The organism is Halomonas koreensis (assembly GCF_031451675.1).
In the GTDB taxonomy this organism is placed as follows: domain Bacteria; phylum Pseudomonadota; class Gammaproteobacteria; order Pseudomonadales; family Halomonadaceae; genus Halomonas; species Halomonas koreensis.
Genome location: NZ_JARWAK010000005.1, coordinates 20,144 through 41,473, shown reverse-complemented (window position 1 = coordinate 41,473; position 21,330 = coordinate 20,144). Strand labels below are relative to the sequence as shown.

General features: G+C 71.2%; 25 protein-coding genes. 17 read left to right on the top strand and 8 right to left on the bottom strand.

Annotated elements, in window-relative coordinates; translation table 11 throughout:
* Positions 1-168: 168 nt before the first annotated feature.
* The 7 genes from rpsF (at position 169) to QC818_RS07405 (ending at position 4,577) form a co-directional block, all read left to right on the top strand.
* Positions 169-543: a 30S ribosomal protein S6 gene (gene rpsF / locus QC818_RS07435; RefSeq protein ID WP_309652216.1), complete on the top strand. Its 375-nt coding sequence runs from the start codon at positions 169-171 to the stop codon at positions 541-543.
* 33 nt (positions 544-576) lie between these two features.
* A complete protein-coding gene (rpsR, locus tag QC818_RS07430) occupies positions 577-804 on the top strand; it encodes a 30S ribosomal protein S18 (RefSeq protein ID WP_016853668.1) in 228 nt (75 codons plus the stop codon).
* A 12-nt stretch (positions 805-816) separates the two neighbouring features.
* Positions 817-1,668 carry a hypothetical protein gene (locus tag QC818_RS07425; RefSeq protein ID WP_309652361.1) on the top strand — a complete coding sequence of 284 codons (852 nt, stop codon included), beginning with the start codon at positions 817-819 and terminating at the stop codon, positions 1,666-1,668.
* Between the two features lie 15 nt (positions 1,669-1,683).
* Positions 1,684-2,130, top strand: a complete 447-nt coding sequence (gene rplI, locus QC818_RS07420) for a 50S ribosomal protein L9 (RefSeq protein ID WP_309652215.1) — start codon at positions 1,684-1,686, stop codon at positions 2,128-2,130.
* Positions 2,131-2,406: 276 nt separating this feature from the next.
* Positions 2,407-3,795, top strand: coding sequence for a replicative DNA helicase (gene dnaB / locus QC818_RS07415; protein WP_309652214.1), 1,389 nt, complete (start codon positions 2,407-2,409; stop codon positions 3,793-3,795).
* 67 nt (positions 3,796-3,862) lie between these two features.
* Positions 3,863-4,156: a hypothetical protein gene (locus tag QC818_RS07410; RefSeq protein ID WP_309652213.1), complete on the top strand. Its 294-nt coding sequence runs from the start codon at positions 3,863-3,865 to the stop codon at positions 4,154-4,156.
* Between the two features lie 118 nt (positions 4,157-4,274).
* Entirely contained in the window at positions 4,275-4,577 is a 303-nt protein-coding gene (locus QC818_RS07405; RefSeq protein WP_309652212.1) for a DUF6482 family protein, read from the top strand.
* Between the two features lie 13 nt (positions 4,578-4,590).
* Here the strand turns inward: QC818_RS07405 and QC818_RS07400 are convergent, their stop codons facing one another.
* On the bottom strand, positions 4,591-4,986 hold the full coding sequence (locus tag QC818_RS07400) for a thiol-disulfide oxidoreductase DCC family protein (RefSeq protein ID WP_309652211.1): 396 nt from the start codon (positions 4,984-4,986) through the stop codon (positions 4,591-4,593).
* Positions 4,983-6,569 (bottom strand): cryptochrome/photolyase family protein, encoded by a 1,587-nt coding sequence (locus tag QC818_RS07395; protein ID WP_309652210.1) that lies wholly within the window; start codon positions 6,567-6,569, stop codon positions 4,983-4,985. The genes QC818_RS07400 and QC818_RS07395 overlap by 4 nt, the downstream gene beginning before the upstream one ends.
* Positions 6,570-6,680: 111 nt before the next feature.
* On the opposite strand from QC818_RS07395, the gene hemH reads away from it, so the two are divergent.
* Positions 6,681-7,784 (top strand): ferrochelatase, encoded by a 1,104-nt coding sequence (gene hemH, locus QC818_RS07390; RefSeq protein WP_309652209.1) that lies wholly within the window; start codon positions 6,681-6,683, stop codon positions 7,782-7,784.
* Positions 7,785-7,811: 27 nt separating this feature from the next.
* On the opposite strand, the gene QC818_RS07385 is transcribed toward hemH, so the two are convergent.
* The 6 genes from QC818_RS07385 to QC818_RS07360 are packed head-to-tail and all read right to left on the bottom strand — an operon-like array spanning position 7,812 to position 13,697.
* Positions 7,812-8,258 (bottom strand): Na+/H+ antiporter subunit G, encoded by a 447-nt coding sequence (locus QC818_RS07385; RefSeq protein WP_309652208.1) that lies wholly within the window; start codon positions 8,256-8,258, stop codon positions 7,812-7,814.
* Positions 8,259-8,271: 13 nt separating this feature from the next.
* Complete coding sequence (locus tag QC818_RS07380; RefSeq protein WP_309652207.1) at positions 8,272-8,541, bottom strand: K+/H+ antiporter subunit F; 270 nt, start codon at positions 8,539-8,541, stop codon at positions 8,272-8,274.
* Positions 8,535-9,032, bottom strand: a complete 498-nt coding sequence (locus tag QC818_RS07375; RefSeq protein WP_309652206.1) for a Na+/H+ antiporter subunit E — start codon at positions 9,030-9,032, stop codon at positions 8,535-8,537. The genes QC818_RS07380 and QC818_RS07375 overlap by 7 nt, the downstream gene beginning before the upstream one ends.
* Positions 9,029-10,540, bottom strand: a complete 1,512-nt coding sequence (locus QC818_RS07370; RefSeq protein WP_309652205.1) for a monovalent cation/H+ antiporter subunit D — start codon at positions 10,538-10,540, stop codon at positions 9,029-9,031. Before QC818_RS07370 ends, QC818_RS07375 begins: the two co-directional genes overlap by 4 nt.
* Entirely contained in the window at positions 10,537-10,881 is a 345-nt protein-coding gene (locus QC818_RS07365; protein WP_309652204.1) for a Na+/H+ antiporter subunit C, read from the bottom strand. The genes QC818_RS07370 and QC818_RS07365 overlap by 4 nt, the downstream gene beginning before the upstream one ends.
* On the bottom strand, positions 10,881-13,697 hold the full coding sequence (locus QC818_RS07360) for a monovalent cation/H+ antiporter subunit A (RefSeq protein ID WP_309652203.1): 2,817 nt from the start codon (positions 13,695-13,697) through the stop codon (positions 10,881-10,883). Before QC818_RS07360 ends, QC818_RS07365 begins: the two co-directional genes overlap by 1 nt.
* Positions 13,698-13,977: 280 nt before the next feature.
* On the opposite strand from QC818_RS07360, the gene mbhE reads away from it, so the two are divergent.
* The 9 genes from mbhE to QC818_RS07315 all read left to right on the top strand — a co-directional run bounded on the left by mbhE (position 13,978) and on the right by QC818_RS07315 (position 21,322).
* A complete protein-coding gene (mbhE, locus tag QC818_RS07355; RefSeq protein WP_309652202.1) occupies positions 13,978-16,278 on the top strand; it encodes a hydrogen gas-evolving membrane-bound hydrogenase subunit E in 2,301 nt (766 codons plus the stop codon).
* Positions 16,271-16,705: a Na+/H+ antiporter subunit B gene (locus QC818_RS07350; protein WP_309652201.1), complete on the top strand. Its 435-nt coding sequence runs from the start codon at positions 16,271-16,273 to the stop codon at positions 16,703-16,705. The genes mbhE and QC818_RS07350 overlap by 8 nt, the downstream gene beginning before the upstream one ends.
* A gap of 11 nt (positions 16,706-16,716) precedes the next feature.
* On the top strand, positions 16,717-17,064 hold the full coding sequence (locus QC818_RS07345; RefSeq protein ID WP_309652200.1) for a Na+/H+ antiporter subunit C: 348 nt from the start codon (positions 16,717-16,719) through the stop codon (positions 17,062-17,064).
* Positions 17,061-18,563, top strand: a complete 1,503-nt coding sequence (locus tag QC818_RS07340; protein WP_309652199.1) for a Na+/H+ antiporter subunit D — start codon at positions 17,061-17,063, stop codon at positions 18,561-18,563. Before QC818_RS07345 ends, QC818_RS07340 begins: the two co-directional genes overlap by 4 nt.
* Positions 18,560-19,033 carry a Na+/H+ antiporter subunit E gene (locus QC818_RS07335; protein ID WP_309652198.1) on the top strand — a complete coding sequence of 158 codons (474 nt, stop codon included), beginning with the start codon at positions 18,560-18,562 and terminating at the stop codon, positions 19,031-19,033. Before QC818_RS07340 ends, QC818_RS07335 begins: the two co-directional genes overlap by 4 nt.
* A gap of 17 nt (positions 19,034-19,050) precedes the next feature.
* The gene (locus tag QC818_RS07330) at positions 19,051-19,320 is read left to right on the top strand and encodes a monovalent cation/H+ antiporter complex subunit F (RefSeq protein WP_309652197.1); all 270 of its coding nucleotides are present in this window, start codon (positions 19,051-19,053) and stop codon (positions 19,318-19,320) included.
* Positions 19,313-19,696, top strand: coding sequence for a monovalent cation/H(+) antiporter subunit G (gene mnhG / locus QC818_RS07325; protein WP_309652196.1), 384 nt, complete (start codon positions 19,313-19,315; stop codon positions 19,694-19,696). Before QC818_RS07330 ends, mnhG begins: the two co-directional genes overlap by 8 nt.
* Before the next feature lie 118 nt (positions 19,697-19,814).
* On the top strand, positions 19,815-19,964 hold the full coding sequence (locus tag QC818_RS07320; protein WP_309652195.1) for a DUF2256 domain-containing protein: 150 nt from the start codon (positions 19,815-19,817) through the stop codon (positions 19,962-19,964).
* A complete protein-coding gene (locus QC818_RS07315) occupies positions 19,961-21,322 on the top strand; it encodes a DASH family cryptochrome (protein ID WP_309652194.1) in 1,362 nt (453 codons plus the stop codon). The genes QC818_RS07320 and QC818_RS07315 overlap by 4 nt, the downstream gene beginning before the upstream one ends.
* Positions 21,323-21,330: the final 8 nt, after the last annotated feature.

Genomic DNA, 21,330 nt, shown 5'->3' with positions numbered 1-21,330 from the left:
CTCAAGCTGTCTTCCAGCTTCCAGCTTGCGCCTCCGGCGCCCAGTCTTTAGAATGCTTGCGCCCGTTCGTCCAACGAACGGGCGTCGTGCATTTCGATAATCACCTCCTTGCTTCCCGTGGAAGGGCGAGTCGTTCCATCGGAAGCTGCCAAACCGCAAGGAGACCCCATGCGTCATTACGAGATCGTCTTCATGGTCCACCCGGACCAGAGCGAGCAGGTGCCGGCGATGGTCGAGCGCTACACCAGCATCGTCACCGAGAACGGCGGCACCGTTCACCGTCTCGAGGATTGGGGGCGCCGTCACCTGGCCTACCCGATCAACAAGATCCACAAGGCTCACTACGTGCTGATGAACGTCGAGTGCCGCGGCGAGACCCTCGAGGAAATCGAGAACATCTTCCGCTTCAACGACGCCATCATCCGCAGCCTGGTCGTGCGCTGCAAGGAAGCCGTCACCGAGGCTTCCCCGATGATGAAGCCGGCGGAAGACAAGCGTGGCCGTCGTGACGAGAAGCCGTCACGCTCCGCCGAGTCCGCCTGAGCCCATACGTCGCACGTCTAAGGAGTCTTTCCCATGGCACGCTTTTTCCGTCGCCGCAAGTTCTGCCGTTTCACCGCCGAGGGCGTCAAGCAGATCGACTACAAGGATCTGGATACCCTCAAGGCCTACATCACCGAGACCGGCAAGATCGTTCCCAGCCGCATCACCGGGACCAAGGCCCGTTACCAGCGCCAGCTGTCCACCGCCATCAAGCGGGCACGCTACCTGGCGCTGCTGCCCTACACCGATAGCCACCAGTAAGACACGCGCGTGATGCTGCCCGTCGCCCGCTGGATGATGCGCGGCACCCCCCAGGCCGTGGGGGGGGCGGCCGCCGCCACCCTGGTGCCCTGGCTGTTCTGGCTGGGCGCCGCCATCGCCGGCCTGGTCACCCTGCGCCGCGGGCTAGCCCCGGCGCTGCCGGTGATCGTTGCCGCCGCCCTGCCCGCGGGCTGGTGGTGGACCCGCGGCGACGTCATCCCGCTGGCCAGCGTGCTGCTGGTCACGCTGATGGCGGTGGTGCTGCGGGCCCGGCTGAGCTGGAGCGAGACGCTGATCGTCGGCGCCCTGGCCGGGGCGGCGATGATCCAGCTGGGCATCTTCCTGCCCCCCGGCGGGGCCGGCCCGGTGCTGGAGCAGCTGCGTCAGGGGTCGCCGGAGGTCGCGGCGATGCTCGACGAGTTCGCCCGCCAGGGCATGTCGACCGAGCGCCTCGCCGGCCTGCTGATCGGCGGCGTCACCGGCCTGGTGGTGCTGCTGGCGGCCGTGGCCTGCCTGGCGCTGGCACGGGGCTGGCAGGCCGGGCTCTACAACCCCGGCGGCTTCCGCGAGGAGTTCCATGGCCTGCGCCTGGCGCCTCGCGAGCTGGCCCTGCTGGCCGGAATCGGCATCGCCGGCGCCCTGCTGGGGCTGCCGGGCCTGGGCATGCTGCTGTGGATCCCGCTGCTGGTGGCCGGCATCGCGCTGGTACACGGTGTCATCGGATTGAAGGGAATGAACGGGCTGTGGCTGGTCGCCTTCTATGTGTTGCTGATCACCACCTGGCCCATGATTCTCATCGTGCTGCTCGCGGCCCTGATCGACTCGTTCGCGGATTTCCGCGCTCGACTCGGCCGCAGCGACTGACAAGAGGTTTACGAGATGGAAGTCATTCTGCTCGACAAGATTGGCAAGCTGGGCGGTCTGGGTGACCAGGTCACCGTCAAGCCCGGTTATGGCCGCAACTACCTGGTGCCCTACGGCCTCGCCGTGCCGGCCACCAAAGACAACATCGAGGCCTTCGAGGCCCAGCGCGCCGAGCTCGAGGCCGAGGCCGCCGAGCGCAAGGCCGAGGCCGAGGCTCGCGCCGAACAGCTCAACGACATCGAGCTGTCGCTGGTTGCCAAGTCCGGCGACGAGGGCAAGCTGTTCGGTTCCATCGGTCCGCGCGACCTGGCCGAGGCGATCTCTTCCGCCGGCATCGAGGTGGCCAAGAGCGAGGTCCGCATGCCGGAAGGGCCGATCCGCCAGACCGGCGAGTACGACATCGCCCTGCACCTGCATGCCGAAGTCGACGCCACCGTGCGCGTGGTGGTCGTGGCCGAGTAAGCCCGATCCCCGCCGCGGACGCCGAGGGGCGCGAGGAGAGATCCTCGCGCCCTTTTTGCTGGCCCTTAGGCGCGCCCTGTCCTTCGGGTAGAATGTGCCGGCCCATCCATCGACCCGGCCAGCAGGGAGGTCGGGGCCGCCGACGGCCGCCGAGCCGTCGCCAGCCCGTGCCGCGCCCGCCGAGGCTCCCTGCTGCGCGGGCGTGGCGTCGGCGACGATCGAGGCGACCCGGACGCTCGCCTCGATGGCCAGGTTACTAGCGGAGGTCCCGCCCCAATGAACGAATCCCTCGAGCTCGACCAGGAAACCGCGGCGCTCAAGGTCCCCCCCCACTCGCTGGAGGCCGAGCAGTCGGTGCTCGGCGGCCTGATGCTCGACAACCAGGCCTGGGACAGCGTGGCCGACCGCCTGGTGGCCGACGACTTCTACCGCTACGAGCATCGCCTGATCTTCAACGTCATGGCCGGGCTGGCCGAGGAGGCCCGGCCGCTGGACGTGGTGACCCTCTCCGAGGCGCTGGAGGGGCGCGACCAGCTGGACACCGTGGGCGGGCTGGCGACCCTGGCGGAGCTGGCGCGCAACACCCCCTCGGCGAGCAACATCCGCGCCTACGCCGACATCGTTCGCGAGCGGGCCACCCTGCGCAAGCTGATCCGCGCCGCCAGCCAGGTCGCCGAGAGCGCCTTCGCCCCCCAGGGCCGGCCGGCCGACGAGCTGGTCAACGAGGCCGAGCGGCTGGTCTTCCAGATCAGCGAGGAGCGGCCCAAGTCCGGCGGCCCCATCGGCATGAGCGACCTGCTGGCCAAGGCGGTGGACCGCATCGACGAGATGTTCAACATGCAGGGCGAGATGACCGGGCTGTCCACCGGCTTCCGCGACCTGGACGACATGACCTCCGGCCTGCAGCCCTCGGACCTGGTGATCGTCGCCGGGCGTCCCTCCATGGGCAAGACCACCTTCGCCATGAACCTCGTCGAGCACGCGGTGATCGCCAGCGACAAGCCGGTGATGGTGTTCTCCATGGAGATGCCGGCCGAGCAGCTGATGCTGCGCATGCTGTCGTCCCTGGGGCGTATCGATCAGACCCGGGTGCGCACCGGCCAGCTCGAGGACGAGGACTGGCCGCGGCTGACCTCGGCGGTGAACCTGCTCAAGGACAAGCAGCTGTTCATCGACGACACCGCGGCGCTGTCGCCCAACGAGATGCGCTCGCGGATCCGGCGGGTGGTGCGCGAGCACGGCAACCTGGCGCTGATCATGATCGACTACCTGCAGCTGATGCAGATCCCCGGCTTCTCGGAGAACCGCACCGGCGAGATCTCGGAGATCTCCCGCTCGCTGAAGGGCCTGGCCAAGGAGTTCGGCTGCCCGGTGGTGGCGCTGTCGCAGCTTAACCGCTCCCTGGAGCAGCGGCCCAACAAGCGGCCGGTGATGTCGGACCTGCGCGAGTCCGGGGCCATCGAGCAGGACGCCGACCTGATCGGCTTCGTCTATCGCGACGAGGTCTACAATCCGGATAACCCCGACAACCAGGGGCTGGCCGAGTTCATCATCGGCAAGCAGCGTAACGGCCCCATCGGCACGGTGCACATGGCCTTCATCGGCAAGTACACCCGCTTCGAGGACCTGGCGCCGGACAGCTACGGCGAGGCCTTCGGCGAGTGACGGCCCTTGAGCGGGGCGCCCGGCCCCGTATAATCCCACCCCCCGAACAGCACACTGGAGGCAGACCATGGCAGGCGGATTCCGACGCGGCAACCGGCGTCGCACCCCCAAACTCGAGGCCCGCGGCGAGCTGGAGTCCGTGGAGCGGGAGGGCCCCTTCAAGGAGTGGCTGGGCATGCCGGACCTCTACCGCTACCACATCGTGGTCGACGGCGAGGCCTACAGCTACCAGACCGAGGACGCCGAGCTGCCGGTGCAGGTGGGCGACAAGGTGGTGTTCCGCTACAAGGAGACCAAGGCCGGCAAGTGGGTCGACCGCAACTCCCTGGGCAAGGCCATCGACCCCGCCGACTACCAGTAAGGCGGAACCCCGGCGCCCTCCATCGGTCATACCGGCGACACGGATCGGTCATGCGAGTGTCATCGCGCGGCCTCAGGCTGAGTCCGATCCGCCCCGATGCCCACCGATGGAGGGAGCCATGGACTTCAACGACCTCAAGGCCTTCGTGGCCCAGCACGACAACTTCGAGATCCGCGTCATCGGCCATGCCGGCAGCCACTGCTACCAGGTCGAGCTCGAGGACGTGGAGGGCGGCCGCCACATGCTGACCCGTGCCGGCAAGCCGGTGCTGTTCCGCGCCCTCGACGACGTCTACCTGGAGCTCAAGCGCGCCGGCATCCACCGGGCCTACCTGGTCCAGCAGGTGCCCCATGACGAGATGATCGGCCGCGAGGCCCACTATCGCGATCCCCTGACCTCGCGCATGCCGCTGGTCTTCTGACCGGCCGACGCCGCTAGTGGCGTCGGCGTCTCGACACCCAGCGCCCCAGGCGCTCCCGATGCCGGGCGAACCGCCCGTAACCCGCCTCCAGCACGCCGGCCACCCCCGGCAGGCAGCTCCACCACACCAGCCGGCGGTGCCCCAGCACCGCGTAGAGCGCCCTGCTGGCGTCCATGCCCAGGTACCAGCGCCCCCGCGCGTCGCGCAGGTGCAGCCGCCCCATCATGTCCTCGAAGCGCCGCCCCCAGGCCGCCGCCTCGAAGTCCGCCGCCCGGATGTCCACCAGCTGCAGGCGATCCCGTCGGGGATGCCGGGCCAGCCAGGCCACCTCGCGCCGGCAGAAGGGGCAGCGGCCGTCGTGGAACAGCGTCACCGGCGGCCGGGCCCGCAGGGCCGAGAAGCGGCTCATGGCGCCTCCCTCCCGTCGCGCGCGTAGCCCTCGGCATGGGGCCCCCGACCGTAGGCCGCCTCGGTGTCCAGGCTGGCCAGGAAGGCCTCCGCCTGGTCGCGCATCGCCGCACGCTTGTCGTTCGACATCCGGTCCAGCGCGCCGTAGATCAGCTTCATGCGGTGGTTGCCGGACAGCGCCTCGCGATGGGTCTCGAGGAAGCGCCAGTAGAGGCTGTTGAAGGGGCAGGCGTCCTCGCCGGTGACCCGCCTGGGGTCGTAGCGGCAGTGCCGGCAGTGGTCCGACATGCGGTCGATGTACTTGCCCGAGGCGCAGTACGGCTTGGAGCCCATCAGGCCGCCGTCGGCATGCAGCACCATGCCCAGGGTGTTGGGCAGCTCCACCCACTCGCAGGCGTCGGCGTAGACCGCCAGGTACCAGTCGCACAGCGCCGCGGGCGCCACCTCGCAGAGCAGGGCGAAGTTGCCGGTGACCATCAGGCGCTGGATGTGGTGGGCATAGGCGTGCTCGCGGGTCATCTCGATGGCGCGCCGCAGGCAGCGCAGCTCGGTGTCGCCCGTCCAGTAGAAGGCCGGCAGGCCGCGGCTCGCGCCGCGCGGATTGCCACGCTTGTAGTCGGGCATGCGCGTCCAGTAGAGGCCGCGCACGTACTCCCGCCAGCCGAGTACCTGACGGATGAAGCCCTCCGCCGCGTTAAGGGGCGCGCGCCCCGCCCGGTATTCGCGCTCGACCGCCGCGCAGACCTCCCGGGGGGAGAGCAGGCCCAGGTTCAGCGCCGCCGCGAGCCGCGAATGAAACAGGAAGGGCTCGGCGTCGCTGATGGCGTCCTGGTAGCGGCCGAACGCTGGCAGCAGGGACTCGAGGAAGTGGCGCAGGTCGACCAGGGCCTGGCGCCGGGTCACCGGCCAGTGGAAGGCGTCCAGGGTGCCGAAATGGGTGTCGAAGCGCTCGGCCACCAGCGACAGCACCTCGCGGGTGACCGCGTCCCGGCGGTGGCGGGGCGGGCGCGGCACCCTGAGGCGCTCGGGCAGGGGCTCGCGATTGTCGGCGTCGAGGTTCCAGTGGCCGCCGGCCGGGGCGTCGCCATCCATCAGCAGGCCGGTGCGCCGGCGCTGGGCACGATAGAAGTGCTCGAGGCGCGGCGCCCGACGGTCGCGGGCCCAGGCGGCGAAGTCCTCCGGGGTGGTGAAGAAGCGCTCGTCCTCGTACAGCCGCCAGGGCAGGGACGCCTCGCGCCGCGCCGCCATCGCCTGCCACAGCCGCCACTCCCCGGGCCGGGTGGCGCGAATCTCGTCGCAGCCATAGAGGGCCGCCAGGCGCTCGGCCTCGCCGATCAGCGTCTGGGCGTTGTCGGGATCGTCGAGGGCGCTGTAGTGGACCCGCCGGCCGGCGTCGCGCAGGCGCGCGGCGAAGTGGCGCATGGCCGAGAACATCAGCGCGATCTTCTGGGGGTGGTGGGGCACGTAGCGGCCTTCCTCGGCCACCTCGCACAGCGCGATCACCGCCTCGTCGGGGGCGTCGCGCAGGCTCGGCAGCTCGGGGTCGAGCTGATCGCCGGCCACCAGCAGCAGGGGGAGCGACATGATTCACCAGAAGTTATACAAATGACTTTTGCAGTATAACTCGATTCCGACATCCCGGCAGGGGTGTTAGGCTAGGGGAGATATCAACGCCACGCACAGGGAACGTCCACCATGGCCGCCTCACAACATGCCACCGACCTCGAAATGGTGCAGCCCGGCGAGGGCCGCCTGGGCCACGCGCCCGCCGACCATCCGCCCGTCCCCCGGGGCCGGGTCGGCGTGCTGCTGGTCAACCTGGGAACGCCCGACGCCACCGACTACTGGTCGATGCGCCGCTACCTGAGCGAGTTCCTGTCCGATCGGCGGGTCGTCGACTACTCGCGGTGGCTGTGGCAGCCGCTGCTGCAGCTGGTGATCCTGACCCGGCGGCCCTTCGTCTCGGGCAAGGCCTATCGCGGGATCTGGAACCAGGCCCTGGACGAGAGTCCGCTGCTGACCATCACCCGCGAGCAGACCGAGAAGCTGGCCGCCCGACTCGAGGCGACCCACGGCGACCGGATCGAGGTGGCGTTCTGCATGCGCTACGGCAACCCCTCCACCGACAGCGTGCTGCGTCGCCTGCAGGCCCGGGGCTGCGAGCGGATCCTGGTGTTTCCGCTCTACCCCCAGTACGGCTCGCCGACCACCGCCACCGCCTGCGACCAGGCTTTCCGCACCCTGATGCGCCTCAAGTGGCAGCCGGCGATCCGCACCGTGCCGGCCTATTTCGCGCATCCCGACTACGTGGCCGCCCTGGCGGCCTCGGTGCACGAGGCCTACGAGACCGCCGACACGCCCCCCGAGGTGCTGGTGGCCTCCTACCATGGCGTGCCCCGGCGCTATCTCGACGAGGGCGATCCCTACTACTGCCACTGCCGCAAGACTACCCGGCTGCTCCAGGAACGGCTGGGCTGGGAGGACGCGGCCATCGAGACCACCTTCCAGTCGAAGTTCGGCCCCGAGGAGTGGGTGGGGCCGGCCACCGTGGAGCGTGTGGCCGAGCTGGCCCGGGAGGGACGCAAGCACATCGCGGTGATCTCGCCGGCCTTCGCCGCCGACTGCGTGGAGACCCTCGAGGAGATCCAGCAGGAGATCCGCGACGCCTTCCTGGCCGCCGGCGGCGAGACCTTCACCTATGTGCCCTGCCTCAACGCCCGGGACGACCACATCGCCGCCCTGGCCGCCATCGCCGACAACGAGCTGGCGGGCTGGCTGCCGCCGGCGACCGCCGGCTGACCCGCGGGCTCGCCGGCCCGGCGCGGATCAGTCGCGCCGGTCGGCGGCGGGTTCCCTCAGCGGCGTGCGCTCGTGGGTGACCGGCTCGTGCCCCTGGGCCGGATGGGGAATCGGCGTCTCGCCGACTTCCTCGGGGTGGAGCTCCACCGGCCGGCCCCGGGTCTTGTCCACGTGGCGCAGCCGCAGGTGCAGGCCGGTCTTGGCCAGCAGGTGCGCGCTCACCGGGGCGGTGATGAACAGGAAGAGGGTGATCAGCATCTCCTGGACCACCGGCTCGTTGTCGAGCACCCCGAAGTAGAGCATCGAGGCGATCAGGGTGCAGCCGATGCCCATGGTGGTGGCCTTGGTGGGCCCGTGCAGGCGCATGTAGAAGTCGCGCAGGTGGGTCATGCCCAGCGAGCCGATGAAGATGAAGGCCCCGCCGGCGATCAGAAACAGCGAGATCAGGGCCTCGAGAAACACGAAGAGGGTCATGGTCGCCTCCGGGTCATTCGATGATGTCGCCGCGCAGCAGGTACTTGCAGACGGCCACGGTGCTGATGAAGCCGAGCATGGCGATCAGCAGCGCCGCCTCGAAGTAGGTCTTGGTGCCGAGCCACAGCCCCAGCAGCACGATCAGCGCGATCGAGTTCACGTACATGGTGTCCAGTGCCAGGATGCGGTCGGGCAGGCCGGGCCCCACCGTCAGCCGGTAGGCGTTGAGCACCAGGGCGATCATCACCAGGGTCAGGCTGATCTTGAGCGCGATGTCTAGCATTCGTAGATCTCCTTGAGCGGGCGCTCGTAGCGATCGCGGATCTGGGCGATCAGCGCGTCCTCGTCCTTCACGTCCAGGGCATGGATCAGCAGCGTCCGGCCGTCCATGCGCAGGTTGGCCGATACCGTGCCCGGCGTCAGGCTGATGGTGTTGGCCAGCAGGGTGATGGTGAAGCGCTCCTCCAGCATCAGCGGGTATTCCACGAAGTGGGGACGCGTGCGCTGCCAGGGATTGACGATCAGCCAGGCCACCTGGAAGTTGGCGACGATGATGTCGCCGAGCACCCGGGCGACGAAGCGCAGCAGCAGCCAGGGCCGCTTGACGTCGGGCTGCACGTCCCAGAAGCGGTAGGTGAACAGCGGGATGGCCACCGCCAGCAGGCCGCCCAGCAGCAGGTGGCCGATGGCCAGGCTGCGCACCAGCAGCAGCCAGACCACCAGCAGCAGCAGCGACAGCAGCGGGATGGGGAGCCAGGAGCGAGGCTTGATCATGGGGCGTCTCCGGCATCGGACAGCAGGGAAGTCACCAGGGCATCGGGATCGGCGAGCTGCTCGGCGGTGGCCCGGGTATAGTCGCTGACCGGGCCGGCCAGCGCCACCAGCAGCGGCGCGGCGGCCAGCAGCAGCCCCAGGCCGGCCCACTGCTCGCGGGGCAGGGCGTCGCCGCCGGGGGCGCCCTCCTGGCTGCGCCAGAACAGCGTCGAGCCGGCCCGGGACAGGGCGACGATCGCCGCCAGGCCGCTGGCCAGCAGCAGCGGCCACAGCCAGGGCTGCTGGGCCGGGGTCGCCGCCTCCAGCAGCAGGGCCTTGCCGATGGCCCCGGACAGCGGCGGCATGCCGGCGACCGCCACGGCGCCGCCCAGGAAGCACAGCGCCAGGGCGCCGCCCTGGGTCAGCGGCTTGCCCTTGACGATGCGGGTGCCCGCCTTGCCGCGCTGCAGGCCGATCATCTCGGCCAGCAGGAAGAGCCCGCCGGTCACCAGGGTGGTGTGGACCAGGTAGTAGAGCAGCGCGGCGGTGGCCTCCACCGTGCCCATGCCCACCCCGGCCAGCAGGGTGCCCACCGAGACCAGCACCAGGTAGGCGACCAGCAGGCGCAGGTCGCGGGCGGCCAGCACCCCCAGGGTCGCCACGGCCAGGGTGCCCAGCGACAGCCACCACACCCAGGGGCGCTCCAGGGCGGCCAGGTCGCCGGCCTGGTCGCCGAACACCAGGGAGTAGACCCGCAGGATGGCGTAGATGCCCACCTTGGTCATGATCGCGAACAGCGCCGCCACCGGCGCCGGCGCCGCGGCATAGGCTCGCGGCAGCCAGAAGTGCAGCGGCAGGATGGCGGCCTTGAGGCCGAACACCACCAGCAGCAGCAGGGCCCCGGCGGTGACCAGGCCGGCGCGCTCGTCGGGCAGCTCGGCCAGGCGCGTGGCCATGTCGGCCATGTTGAGGGTGCCGGTGGCGCCGTAGAGGGTGCCTACGGCGATCAGGAACAGCGCCGAGCCGGCCAGGTTGAGCACCGCGTAGTGGACCGTGGCCTGGATGCGCGACTTGCCGCCGCCGTGCAGCAGCAGGGCGTAGGAGGCCAGCAGCAGCACCTCGAAGAACACGAAGAGGTTGAATAGGTCGCCGGTCAGGAAGGCGCCGTTGATGCCCATCAGCTGGAGCTGGAAGAGGCCGTGGAAGTTGCTGCCCTTCTCGTCGTCGCCGCCGCAGGCGAAGACCACACAGCCCAGCGCCAGCACGGCGGTGAGCAGCACCAGCAGCGCCGAGAGGCGGTCCAGCACCAGCACGATGCCGAACGGCGGCTGCCAGTCGCCCAGGGCGTAGTAGGCGATCTCGCCCCCGGCGGCGCGGGCCACCAGCAGGGCGGCGACCACCACCAGCGCCAGGGTCGCCCCGACGCCGGCGAGGCGCGTGAAGCGCTGGCCGCCCAGTCGCGAGCTCAGCAGCACCAGGCCCGTCAGCAGCGGCAGCACCACGGGCAGGACGATCAGATGCTGGATCACCGGCGTCCCTCCTCTCGTTCCTCGCTGCGACCGTCGACGTGGTCATTGCCCATGTCCCCGCGGGCGCGCATCGACAGGATCACGGCGAAGGCGGTCATGGCGAAGCCGATGACGATGGCGGTCAGTACCAGGGCCTGGGGCAGGGGATCGGCGTAGCCGTCCTTGCCGTCGACGATCGCCGCGCCGTCGGTGGTCAGCCCCCCCATGGAGAACAGGAAGAGGTTGACCGCGTAGGACAGCAGGGTCAGCCCCACCACCACGGGGAAGGTGCGTCCCCGCAGCGTCAGGTAGAGCCCGCAGGCGCTGAGCACGCCGGTGGTGATGGCGTAGAGGCTTTCCATCAGCGTTTCTCCTTGACGAAGGGTGTGGCGGGGGCCTCCTTGACCGGCCGGTGCGGCGTGGTGACCTTGCCCAGGTTGGCCAGGATCATCAGGGTCGCGCCGACCACCGCCAGGTAGACGCCGAGGTCGAAGAGCATGGCGGTGGCCAGCTCGATGTCGCCGATCAGCGGGATATGGAAGTGGCCGAAGGCCGAGGTCAGGAAGGGCCGGCCGAACAGCCAGCTGCCGACCCCGGTGGCCGCGGCCACGCCGACGCCGGCGATGGCCACCGGCTGGTACTGGAAGTCGAGTCGCGACTGGGCCCACTCCACGCCGCGAGCCATGTACAGCAGGATCAGCGCCACCGCGGTGATCAGCCCGGCGATGAAGCCGCCGCCGGGCAGGTTGTGGCCGCGCAGGAAGATGAACACCGAGACCAGCAGCGCCAGCGGCAGCAGGGCCTGGGAGATGGTGGTGAGGATCATCGGATAGCGATCCGGGGACCACAGCCGGCCCTCGGCGTCGCTGTGCGGCATGAACAGCCGCAGGCGGTTGAGCAGCTTGAAGATCGCCAGGCCGGCGATGGCCAGCACTGTGATCTCGCCCAGGGTATCGAAGCCACGGAAGTCGACCAGGATGACGTTGACCACGTTGTGGCCGCCGCCGCCGGGCACGCTGTTGTCGACGAAGAAGCCGGAGATGCCGGCGACGTCGCGGGTCAGCACCGCGTAGTTGAGGCTGGCGATCAGCATGCCGAGGGCGCCGGCCAGCACGGCGTCGCGCAGGCTGCGCGGCACCGACGACTCCCGGGGCGTGCGCTGGGGCAGGAAGAACAGCGCCAGCATCAGCAGGATGATGGTCACCACCTCCACGGACAGCTGGGTCAGGGCCAGGTCGGGGGCCGAGAAGCGGGCGAAGGTCAGCGACACCAGCAGCCCCACCATCGACAGCATCAGCAGCGAGATCAGGCGATAGCGGTGGGTCACCACGGTGGCCAGGCCGCTGAAGATCAGCAGCGCCGCGCCGGTCAGCAGCACCCCGTCCACCGGTTGCTCCGCCCGCGCGCCGGCCAGGCTCGGCATGCCGCCGAGGCCCAGGGCCACCAGCCCCAGCGAGGCCAGCAGCAGCAGGCCCATGTAGCGCTGCAGCGAGCCGTTTTCGAGGCGCTGCAGCGCGCGTTCGGCCTGTCGCCCCAGGCGCTGGGTGGCGGCCTCGAACACCAGGCGGGCATCCACCGGGGCGAAACCGCGCAGGAAGCGGCGCAGATGCCGGTGCAGCGGATAGAGGCCGATGCCGACGATCAGGGCCACGGCGCTCATCGCCAGCGGCAGGTTGACGCCGTGCCAGACCGCCAGGTGGAAGTCCAGGGGCGCCTGCAGCACGGCGCGGCTGGCCAGGTCGAGCAGGCCGCCGGCCATCGCCGAGGGAAACAGCCCCACCAGCACGCACAGCACGGCGAAGATCTCCACCGGCAGGCGCATCAGGCGGGGCGGCTCATGGGGCGTCCTGGGCGGCGCCTGGCGAGGCGTGCGGAAGAAGACGCCGTGCACCAGGCGCAGCGAGTAGGCCACCGAGAGCACCCCGCCGGCGGTCGCCAGCAGCGGCATCAGCCAGCTCAGCCCGCCCAGCACCGGCGTGGTCAGGGTCTCGGCGAACAGCATCTCCTTGGACAGGAAGCCGTTGAACAGCGGCACCCCGGCCATGGCCGCCCCGGCGATCGAGGTCAGCAGGGCGGTGATCGGCATGGCGCGGCGCAGCCCGCCGAGGCGGCTCAGGTCGCGGCTGCCGGTCTCGTGATCGATGATGCCGGCGCTCATGAACAGTGCCGCCTTGAAGGTGGCGTGGTTGAGGATGTGGAAGAGGGCGGCGAGCACCGCCATGGGGCTGCCTATCCCCAGCAGCACCGTGACCAGGCCCAGGTGGCTGACCGTGGAGAAGGCCAGGATGCCCTTGAGATCGGTCTTCATCAGCGCGAACCAGGCGCCGTAGAGCAGGGTGGTCATGCCCACCAGCGAGACCGTCAGGTGCCACAGCTCGCTGCCGGCCAGCGCCGGGTGCAGCCGCGCCATCAGGAAGATGCCGGCCTTGACCATGGTCGCCGAGTGCAGGTAAGCGGACACCGGCGTCGGCGCGGCCATGGCGTGGGGCAGCCAGAACTGGAAGGGGAACTGCGCCGACTTGGCGAAGGCGCCGATCAGCACCAGGGCCAGGGTCAGCGGGTAGCGCGGATCGGCGAGGATCGCCTCGCCGCTCGCCAGCACGCGATCCAGGTCGTAGCTGCCCACGATATCGCCGATCAGCAGGAAGCCGGCGAGCAGGGCGAGCCCGCCGGCGCCGGTGACCGCCAGGGCCATGCGCGCGCCCTTGCGGGCGTCGCTGCGTTGCGACCAGAAGCCGATCAGCAGGAAGGACGACAGGCTGGTGAGCTCCCAGAAGAGCCACAGCAGCAGCAGGTTGTCGGCCATGACGATGCCGACCATGGAGGCCATGAACAGCACCAGGTAGGCATAGAAGCGGCCGTAGGGCTCCTCGGGGGCCAGGTAGAAGTGGGCATAGAGCAGGATCAGCAGCCCGATGCCGAGAATCAGCAGGTTGAACAGCAGCGTCAGGCCGTCCAGGCGGAAGGCCAGCTCCAGGCCCAGGGCCGGCAGCCAGTCGACGGCGAAGCGCAGCGTCTCGCCGTCGACCAGGGCCGGGACCTCGGCCAGGGTCAGCAGCAGCGCCAGCAGGGGCAGGGCGGCGGTGGCCAGGGAGCACTCGCGGCGTCGCAGCCCGGCGCCGAAGGCCGGCACCAGCACGCCGAGAAGGGGTAGCAGGGCTATCCACAGCAAGGTCATCGGTCGATCATCCTGCACGGTTGCGTTGGCTGGGGGCGCCATGCTGCCACAGGAACGGCCCGCGTGGGGCGGGAGCTCGCCTTGCGTCCCTGGGCGAAGATGGGCCCATCAATGGCAATCGGCTCAACACTCTACCGCAATGTGCCGCGTCTCGCGCCCTCCTTGCGTCCTTCGGTCACGCGCTGGCGACGCCCCTCCACGGCCAGCGGTGCTAGAGTGAATCGGTAGCCACCGATATGGCCGCGGGCGCCGCCCGGGCGGCGGAAACGGAGGTGCTGCCATGCAAGCGCTGGTATGGGGAGGGATCGCGGTCGCCGGATTGGCCCCCTGGCTGCATCGCCTCGCGGGGGCGCGGGCGGCGACGCTGCTGGCGCTCTGGCCCGCCGCCATCGTCGCCTGGCTGCTGCTGCAATGGCCCGGCATCGCCGCGGGCGAGCCCCTGGTGCGGGAATGGGCCTGGGTGCCGGCCCTGGGGCTGGATCTCACCCTGCGGCTGGATGGCCTGGCCTGGCTGTTCGCGATGCTGATCGCCGCCATCGGCAGCCTGGTGCTGATCTATGCCGGCGCCTACCTGCGCGGCCATGCCGACCTGCCGCGCTTCCTGGCGGTGCTGATCGCCTTCATGACCGCCATGCTGGGGCTGGTGCTGGCGGACAACCTGATCGCCCTGTTCGTCTTCTGGGAGCTCACCAGCCTCGCGTCCTACCTGCTGATCGGCTTTCGTCACGCCGACCCCCTGGCACGCCGGGCCGCCCTGCAGGGCCTGCTGGTCACCGCGGGCGGCGGACTGGCGCTGCTGGTCGGCCTGGTGCTGATGGCCCAGGCGGGCGGCAGCTGGTCGCTGGCGACGCTGGTCGGTCGCGGCGAGGCCCTGCGCGCCGATGCCCTCTACCCGGCGGCGCTGGCCGGGGTGCTGATCGGCGCCTTCACCAAGTCGGCGCAGTTCCCCTTCCATTTCTGGCTGCCCAACGCCATGGTGGCGCCCACCCCGGTCTCCGCCTACCTGCACTCGGCGACCATGGTCAAGGCCGGGCTCTACCTGCTGGCGCGGTTGCACCCGGCGCTGGGCGGCACCTCGGGCTGGTCGCTGACCCTGGGCGCGGTGGGCGTCGCGACCCTGGTGGTCGGGGCGGTGATGGCGCTGCGCCAGACCAACCTCAAGCTGATGCTGGCCTATTCCACCGTCATGGCCCTGGGCACCATGACGCTGCTGCTGGGCATCGGCACCCGCGCGGCCCTGGCGGCCTGCCTGGTGTTCCTGATCGCCCACGCCCTCTACAAGGGCGCGCTCTTCCTGATCGCCGGCATCCTCGACGTCATGACCGGCACCCTGGACCTCACCGTCCTGGGCGGGCTGCGCCGCCGCCTGCCTGCCACCGCCCTGATCGCGGTGCCGGCCGCGCTGTCCCTGGCCGGGATGCCGCCGCTGCTGGGCTTCGTCGGCAAGGAGGCGCTGTTCGCGGCCCTGCTGGCGACCGGCCCCCTCGGCTGGCTGGCGCTGGCGGCCACGGGGCTGGCGGCCGGCCTGACCCTGGCGGTGGCGGCGGTCGTCGCCTGCCGCCCCTTCCTCGGCGCCCCGCGGGCCACACCCTGCTCGCGGCGGGGCACGCCGGTCGGCCTGCTGGTCGGGCCGGCGGCGCTGGCCGCGCTGTCGCTGCTGTTCGGCCTGTGGCCGGCCGGCCTGGACGGCGTCGTCAACGCCACCCTGGCCGGGCTGGGCGTGCCCGGCGAGCCGGTGCACCTGGCGCTCTGGCACGGCGCGGGCGGCCCGCTATGGCTGTCGCTGGCCGGGCTGGCGCTGGGCGGGGCGGTCTTCGCCCGCTGGGACGCGGTGCGCGAGCGACTGGTCGCCGGCCTGGCCCCGCTGCTGGCCCGGGGGCCCGAGGTCTGGCACTCGGCGCTGGGCTGGCGGACCCTGGCACTGGCGTCCTGGCAGACCCGGCGGCTGCAGAACGGCCGCCTGCGCACCTATCTGGCGGTCACGCTGGTGACCTGGGCGGGGCTGGTGGGCCAGGCGCTGCTGGTGCGTCACGGCCTCCCGGACTGGCCGTTCTCGGACTGGCGGGCCCACGAGGCGGCGATCGCCGGGTTGATGGCCGCGGCGGCGGTGGCCGCCTGCCTGGCGCCCTCGCGGCTCGCCGCGGTGGCCCTGCTGGGCAGCATGGGCTTCGCCATCGCCCTGATCTTCGTGGCCTTCTCGGCGCCCGACCTGGCGATCACCCAGCTGCTGGTGGAGACCCTCACCGTGGTGCTGCTGGTCCTGGTGCTGTTCCGCCTGCCGTCCTTCACCCGGCTGTCGACGTCGCGCCAGCGCCTCCACGACCTGGGCGTGGCGGGCCTGGTCGGCGGCCTGATCGCGGCGCTGACGCTGGCGGTGCTGGGCGCCGGGGGGCCGGACAGCGTGTCCGGGTACATGGTCGCCAACGGCCAGCCGCTGGGGCATGGCCGCAACCTGGTCAATGTCATCCTGGTGGACTTCCGGGCCCTGGATACCCTGGGCGAGATCTGCGTGCTGGCGCTGGCCGCGACCGGGGTCCACGCCATGCTGCGCCGGCGAACGGAGGGCGAGGGCGATGGTTAGGTCGGGGACCCTGATCCTGGGGGTGGCCGCCCAGTGGCTGCTGCCGCTGCAGCTGCTGTTCTCGGTGTTCCTGCTGCTGCGCGGCCACGACGCGCCGGGGGGCGGCTTCATCGCCGGCCTGGTGGCGGCGGGCGGCTTCGCGCTGTATCTGTTCGCCCACGGGCGCCGCGCCCTGTCCCGCATGCTGCGCGTCGCGCCCCGCGACCTGATCGGCCTGGGCCTGGTGCTCGGCGTCCTCTCGGCGCTACCGGCCTGGGGGCGGGGCGAGCCCTTCTTCACCGCCCAGTGGGGGGCCCTGCCGTGGATCGGCCTGCCGCTGTCCACCCCGCTGCTCTTCGACCTGGGAGTCTACCTGGTGGTGCTCGGGACCCTGCTGACCGCCATCACCGCCCTGGCGGAGCGCGACCCGGGCCCGGATTCCCGCTGACAGGAGGTTTCATGGACGCCTTGCTGGCCGTGACCATCGGCATCCTCTTCGCCGCCGCCGTCTACATGCTGCTGCGCCGCTCCATCGTCAAGCTGGTGATCGGCCTGATCCTGCTGTCCAACGCCGCCAACCTGCTGGTCTTCGTCGCCGCGGGGCTGCGCCGGGGCGCGCCCCCGCTGGTGCCCGAGGGGCTGTCGGCGCCCGCCGGGCCGGTGGCCGACCCGCTGCCCCAGGCGCTGGTGCTGACCGCCATCGTCATCGCCTTCGGCGTGCTGTCCTTCGCGGTGGTGCTGGTGCGGCGGGCCTGGGAGATGGGGCGCACCGACGACCTGGACCGGCTGCAGGACACCGATCGGTGATGCCGCCGGTCGCCCTGCCGCTGCTGGTGCCGCTGCTCGCCGGCGCGCTGTCGCTGCTGGCCTGGCGCCGGCCGGCCCTGCAGCGGAGCATCGCGGTGGCCGGCACGGCGGCGCTGCTGGGCTGCGGCGGCTGGCTGCTGGCCTCGGTGTGGCAACACGGCATCCGGGTCGCCCAGGTGGGCGACTGGCCGGCGCCGGTCGGCATCAGCCTGGTGGCGGACCTGCTCGGCGCCCTGATGGTGGTGATCGCCGGGCTCATCGGCCTGGCCGTGGCCCTCTACTCGCTGGCCACCGTGGGCAGCGAGCGCCAGGCGCTGGGCTATTTCCCGCTGATACACCTGTTGCTGGCGGGGGTCGTCGGCGCCTTCCTCACCGGCGACATCTTCAACCTCTACGTCTGGTTCGAGGTGATGCTGGTGGCCTCCTTCGCCCTGCTGACGCTGGGCAACGAGCGGCCCCAGCTGGAGGGCGCGATCAAGTACGTGGCCCTCAACCTGCTGTCCTCGGTGATCTTCCTGGTCGCGGTGGGGCTGCTCTACGGGCTGGTGGGCAGCCTCAACATGGCCCATGTCGCGCGGCGCCTGGCCGCCGTGGATCCCGGCCTGGTGGACGTGCTGGCGCTGATGTTCATGGTCGCCTTCGGCATCAAGGCCGCGGCCTTCCCGCTGTTCTTCTGGCTGCCGGCCTCCTACCACACCCCGCCGGTGGCGGTATCGGCGCTGTTCGCCGGGCTGCTGACCAAGGTCGGGGTCTATGCCCTGTTCCGCGTCTTCACCCTGCTGTTCCCGCACCACCCGGGGTATACCCACGAGATCCTGCTGTGGGCGGCGGGCCTGACCATGCTGACCGGGGTGCTGGGGGCCGTGGCGCAGTTCGAGGTGCGCCGCATCCTGTCGTTCCATATCGTCAGCCAGATCGGCTACATGCTGCTGGGGCTGGCGCTGTTCACGCCGCTGGCGGTGCTGGGCGGGCTCTTCTACATCGTCCACCACATCATCGTGAAGGCGAACCTCTTCCTGATCGCCGGCCTGATCCATCGCCTGGGCGGCAGCCATCGGCTGGAATGCCTCGGCGGGCTGTATCGCCGTACCCCCTGGCTGGCGCTGCTGTTCCTGGTCTCCGCGCTGTCCCTGGCGGGCATGCCGCCGCTCTCGGGCTTCTTCGCCAAGCTGCTGATCCTGCGGGCCGGCCTCGAGGCCGAGGCCTACGGGGTCACCGCCGTCGCCCTGCTGGTCGGGCTGCTGACCCTGTATTCGATGGTCAAGATCTGGGCCGAGGCGTTCTGGAAGGCGCCGCCGGAGGGCGCCTCGCCCCCCGCGGCGCCGGGGCGCGCCACCCTGTGGCTGATGGCGGCGCCGGTGGCGGGGCTGGCGCTCTGCACCCTGGCCATCGGCCTGCAGGCCGGGCCCCTCTACGCCCTGGCCGAGGCCTCGGCGGCCCAGCTGCTGGCGCCCGAGCGCTACATCGAGGCGGTGCTGGGCCCGGGAGGCGCGCCATGATCGCCGCGGTCTGGAACCTGCTGCTGGGGCTCGCCTGGGTGGTGCTGAGCGGCGACTTCAGCGGCCCCAACCTGCTCGCCGGGCTGGTGCTGGCCTACCTGGCGCTGGCGGTCCTGCAGCCGCAGGTCCCGGTGCTGGCCGGCCACGCCCAGCGGGTCCCCCGGCTGCTGGGCTTCATGGCCTTCTTCCTGCGCCAGCTGGTGATGGCCAACTTCAAGGTCGCCTACGACATCGTCACGCCGCCCTGGTACATGCGCCCCGGGGTGATCGCCATGCCGCTCACCGCGCGGCGGGAGTTCGAGATCGCCCTGGTCGCCAACCTGATCTCGCTGACGCCGGGCACGCTGAGCCTGGATGTCTCCGACGACCGCCGCGTGCTCTATATTCATGCCATGTTCCTCGACGACGAGCCGGCCCTGCGGCGCAGCCTGGCCGAGCTCGAGCGCCGGGCGCTGGCGCTGTTCGACTAGCCGCGGAGGAGGTTGCCATGTCCGCCATCCTGGCGTCGTGTCTGCTGGCCCTGACGGCGGGGCTCGGCCTGGCCCTGGCGCGGCTCTGGCGGGGCCCCAGCCTGCCCGACCGGGTGGTGGCCCTCGAGCTGTTCGCCACCCTGACGGTGGGCATCATCGGCCTGCTGACCATCGCCGCCGACGTCGCCGAGCTGCTGGATGTGGCCATCGTCATGGCGCTGATGGGGTTCATGGCCACCGTCGGCTTCGCGCGCTTCGTCGAACGGGGAGGGCGGGGCGATGATTGAGCTCTTGAAGGGCGCCCTGCTGCTGGGCGGCACGGCCTTCATGCTGGTGGCCGCGCTGGGCGTGCTGCGCCTGCCCGACCTGCTGACCCGCATGCACGCCACCACCAAGGCGGCCACCCTGGGCATCGCGCTGATCATGCTGGCCGTGGCCCTGCACTTCGGCGAGGGCGCCGTGGTGGCCCGAGCCCTGGGGGTCGTGATCTTCGTGATGCTGACCGCCCCGGTGGCGGCGCACGCCATCGGGCGCGCCGGCTATTTCGTCGGCACCCGCCTGTGGGACGGCACCGTCAAGGACGAGCTGCGCCCCCACTACGATCCCCTGACCCACCGGCTGCACAGCGGCCTCGAAGACGACGGCGACCGGGACGCCCGCTGACCCTGCCCCGCCTCGACGCCGGCGGCCACCCTCGGGTGGCCGCTTGCGTTGTCGGCTCGACGCATTATCATGTACATATGCTATACAGATTATTTTAAATGTACATGATGAGGCCGCCATGCGCCGCAAGGCCGACCTGCCCAGCAAGCCCTGCCGGACCTGCGGGCGCCCCTTCCGCTGGCGCCGCAAGTGGGCGCGCTGCTGGGACGAGGTGCGCCACTGCAGCGAACGCTGCCGCCGCGCACGGCGCGACAGGAGAACGCCATGAGCATCGACGTCATCTGGCTGCGCCAGGATCTGCGCCTGGCCGACAACCCCCTGCTGGGGGAGGGCCTGGGCCAGCAGCTGCTGTGCCTCTATGTGCTGGACCGGCGTTGGCTCGACGAGGCGCGCATCGGTCCGGCGCGCCTGGGCTTCCTCTGGCAGAGCCTGATCGCCCTGCGCGGCGAGCTGCTCAAGCGCGGCAGCGACCTGCTGGTGCGCCTGGGCGACCCGGCCGAGGAGGTGGCGCGCCTGGCCGAGATGCTGGGGGCCGACCGGGTGCGCGTGCGCCGGGATCCGGGCTGGGAGGAACGCGCCGCGGTGAGTCGCCTGCGGCGCCGGCTCGAGGCGGTGTGTCCCGTGGAGGAGCGCGAGGGGGGCATGCTGCTGGGCCGGGAGCACCTGCCGACGGCCGTGGAGGCATTGCCGGCGAGCTTCTCCGCCTTTCGCCGCCGGCTGGCCGAGGCGTCGCCGCCGCCGGCCGCCCCGGCGCCCCTGACCCTGCCGCCCTGGCCCTCGGGCGCCCCCCGGGGGCTGCCCGCCCTGGGGCGGATCTGTCCCCGGGCGGCGGGCTGGCAGGCCTCGCCGAGGGGCGACTTCGGTTTCACCGGCGGCGAGGAGGCGGGCGCGGCGCGCCTGGCCGACTATCTGTGGCACGGCGGCGCCGTGGCCCACTATGCCCGGACCCGCAACGGTCTGGCCGGCGCCGACTTCTCCAGCCGGCTGTCGCCCTGGCTGGCGATGGGCTGCCTGTCCGCGCGGCGGGTCAACGATGCCCTGCGGGCCTGGGAGGCGGAGCACGGCGAGAGCGACTCGAGCCGCTGGCTGCGCTTCGAGCTGCTGTGGCGCGACTACTTCCACTGGGCGGCCTGGCAGGACGGACCACGGCTGTTCGGCGCCCGCCCTTGGCCCGATCCGGGGGAGGCCTTCGCGGCCTGGACCCGCGGCGAGACCGGGGTGCCCCTGGTCGATGCCGGCATGCGCGAGCTGGCGGCCACCGGCTGGCTGTCCAACCGCGCCCGCCAGAACGTGGCCAGCTACTGGCTGCACGACCTGGGCGGCGACTGGCGGCTGGGCGCCGGCTGGTTCGAGCGCTGCCTGATCGATCACGACGCGGCCAGCAACTGGGGCAACTGGGCCTACCTGGCCGGCCAGGGGCGGCATGAGCGCCCGCGGCGCTTCGCGGTGCTGCGCCAGGCCGAACACTACGACCCCCGTGGCGAGTACGTGGCGCGCTGGCAGCCCGCCCTGGCCGCGCTGCCGCCGGGACATGACCGTCATCGGCCGTGGCGCGCCGCCCCCGAGGCCTTCCCGGCCCCCCTGGCGGCGGCCGAGCCGGACGCCGATGTCGGGGCCTCGCCCTGAAGCGATGG

Excerpts from the sequence above, each read along its gene's own strand:
- rpsF (WP_309652216.1), top strand. The coding sequence starts at position 169 with ATGCGTCATTACGAGATCGTCTTCATGGTCCACCCGGACCAGAGCGAG.
- rpsR (WP_016853668.1), top strand. The coding sequence starts at position 577 with ATGGCACGCTTTTTCCGTCGCCGCAAGTTCTGCCGTTTCACCGCCGAG.
- QC818_RS07425 (WP_309652361.1), top strand. The coding sequence starts at position 817 with ATGCTGCCCGTCGCCCGCTGGATGATGCGCGGCACCCCCCAGGCCGTG.
- rplI (WP_309652215.1), top strand. The coding sequence starts at position 1,684 with ATGGAAGTCATTCTGCTCGACAAGATTGGCAAGCTGGGCGGTCTGGGT.
- dnaB (WP_309652214.1), top strand. The coding sequence starts at position 2,407 with ATGAACGAATCCCTCGAGCTCGACCAGGAAACCGCGGCGCTCAAGGTC.
- QC818_RS07410 (WP_309652213.1), top strand. The coding sequence starts at position 3,863 with ATGGCAGGCGGATTCCGACGCGGCAACCGGCGTCGCACCCCCAAACTC.
- QC818_RS07405 (WP_309652212.1), top strand. The coding sequence starts at position 4,275 with ATGGACTTCAACGACCTCAAGGCCTTCGTGGCCCAGCACGACAACTTC.
- QC818_RS07400 (WP_309652211.1), bottom strand. The coding sequence starts at position 4,986 with ATGAGCCGCTTCTCGGCCCTGCGGGCCCGGCCGCCGGTGACGCTGTTC.
- QC818_RS07395 (WP_309652210.1), bottom strand. The coding sequence starts at position 6,569 with ATGTCGCTCCCCCTGCTGCTGGTGGCCGGCGATCAGCTCGACCCCGAG.
- hemH (WP_309652209.1), top strand. The coding sequence starts at position 6,681 with ATGGCCGCCTCACAACATGCCACCGACCTCGAAATGGTGCAGCCCGGC.
- QC818_RS07385 (WP_309652208.1), bottom strand. The coding sequence starts at position 8,258 with ATGACCCTCTTCGTGTTTCTCGAGGCCCTGATCTCGCTGTTTCTGATC.
- QC818_RS07380 (WP_309652207.1), bottom strand. The coding sequence starts at position 8,541 with ATGCTAGACATCGCGCTCAAGATCAGCCTGACCCTGGTGATGATCGCC.
- QC818_RS07375 (WP_309652206.1), bottom strand. The coding sequence starts at position 9,032 with ATGATCAAGCCTCGCTCCTGGCTCCCCATCCCGCTGCTGTCGCTGCTG.
- QC818_RS07365 (WP_309652204.1), bottom strand. The coding sequence starts at position 10,881 with ATGGAAAGCCTCTACGCCATCACCACCGGCGTGCTCAGCGCCTGCGGG.
- QC818_RS07360 (WP_309652203.1), bottom strand. The coding sequence starts at position 13,697 with ATGACCTTGCTGTGGATAGCCCTGCTACCCCTTCTCGGCGTGCTGGTG.
- mbhE (WP_309652202.1), top strand. The coding sequence starts at position 13,978 with ATGCAAGCGCTGGTATGGGGAGGGATCGCGGTCGCCGGATTGGCCCCC.
- QC818_RS07350 (WP_309652201.1), top strand. The coding sequence starts at position 16,271 with ATGGTTAGGTCGGGGACCCTGATCCTGGGGGTGGCCGCCCAGTGGCTG.
- QC818_RS07345 (WP_309652200.1), top strand. The coding sequence starts at position 16,717 with ATGGACGCCTTGCTGGCCGTGACCATCGGCATCCTCTTCGCCGCCGCC.
- QC818_RS07335 (WP_309652198.1), top strand. The coding sequence starts at position 18,560 with ATGATCGCCGCGGTCTGGAACCTGCTGCTGGGGCTCGCCTGGGTGGTG.
- QC818_RS07330 (WP_309652197.1), top strand. The coding sequence starts at position 19,051 with ATGTCCGCCATCCTGGCGTCGTGTCTGCTGGCCCTGACGGCGGGGCTC.
- mnhG (WP_309652196.1), top strand. The coding sequence starts at position 19,313 with ATGATTGAGCTCTTGAAGGGCGCCCTGCTGCTGGGCGGCACGGCCTTC.
- QC818_RS07320 (WP_309652195.1), top strand. The coding sequence starts at position 19,815 with ATGCGCCGCAAGGCCGACCTGCCCAGCAAGCCCTGCCGGACCTGCGGG.
- QC818_RS07315 (WP_309652194.1), top strand. The coding sequence starts at position 19,961 with ATGAGCATCGACGTCATCTGGCTGCGCCAGGATCTGCGCCTGGCCGAC.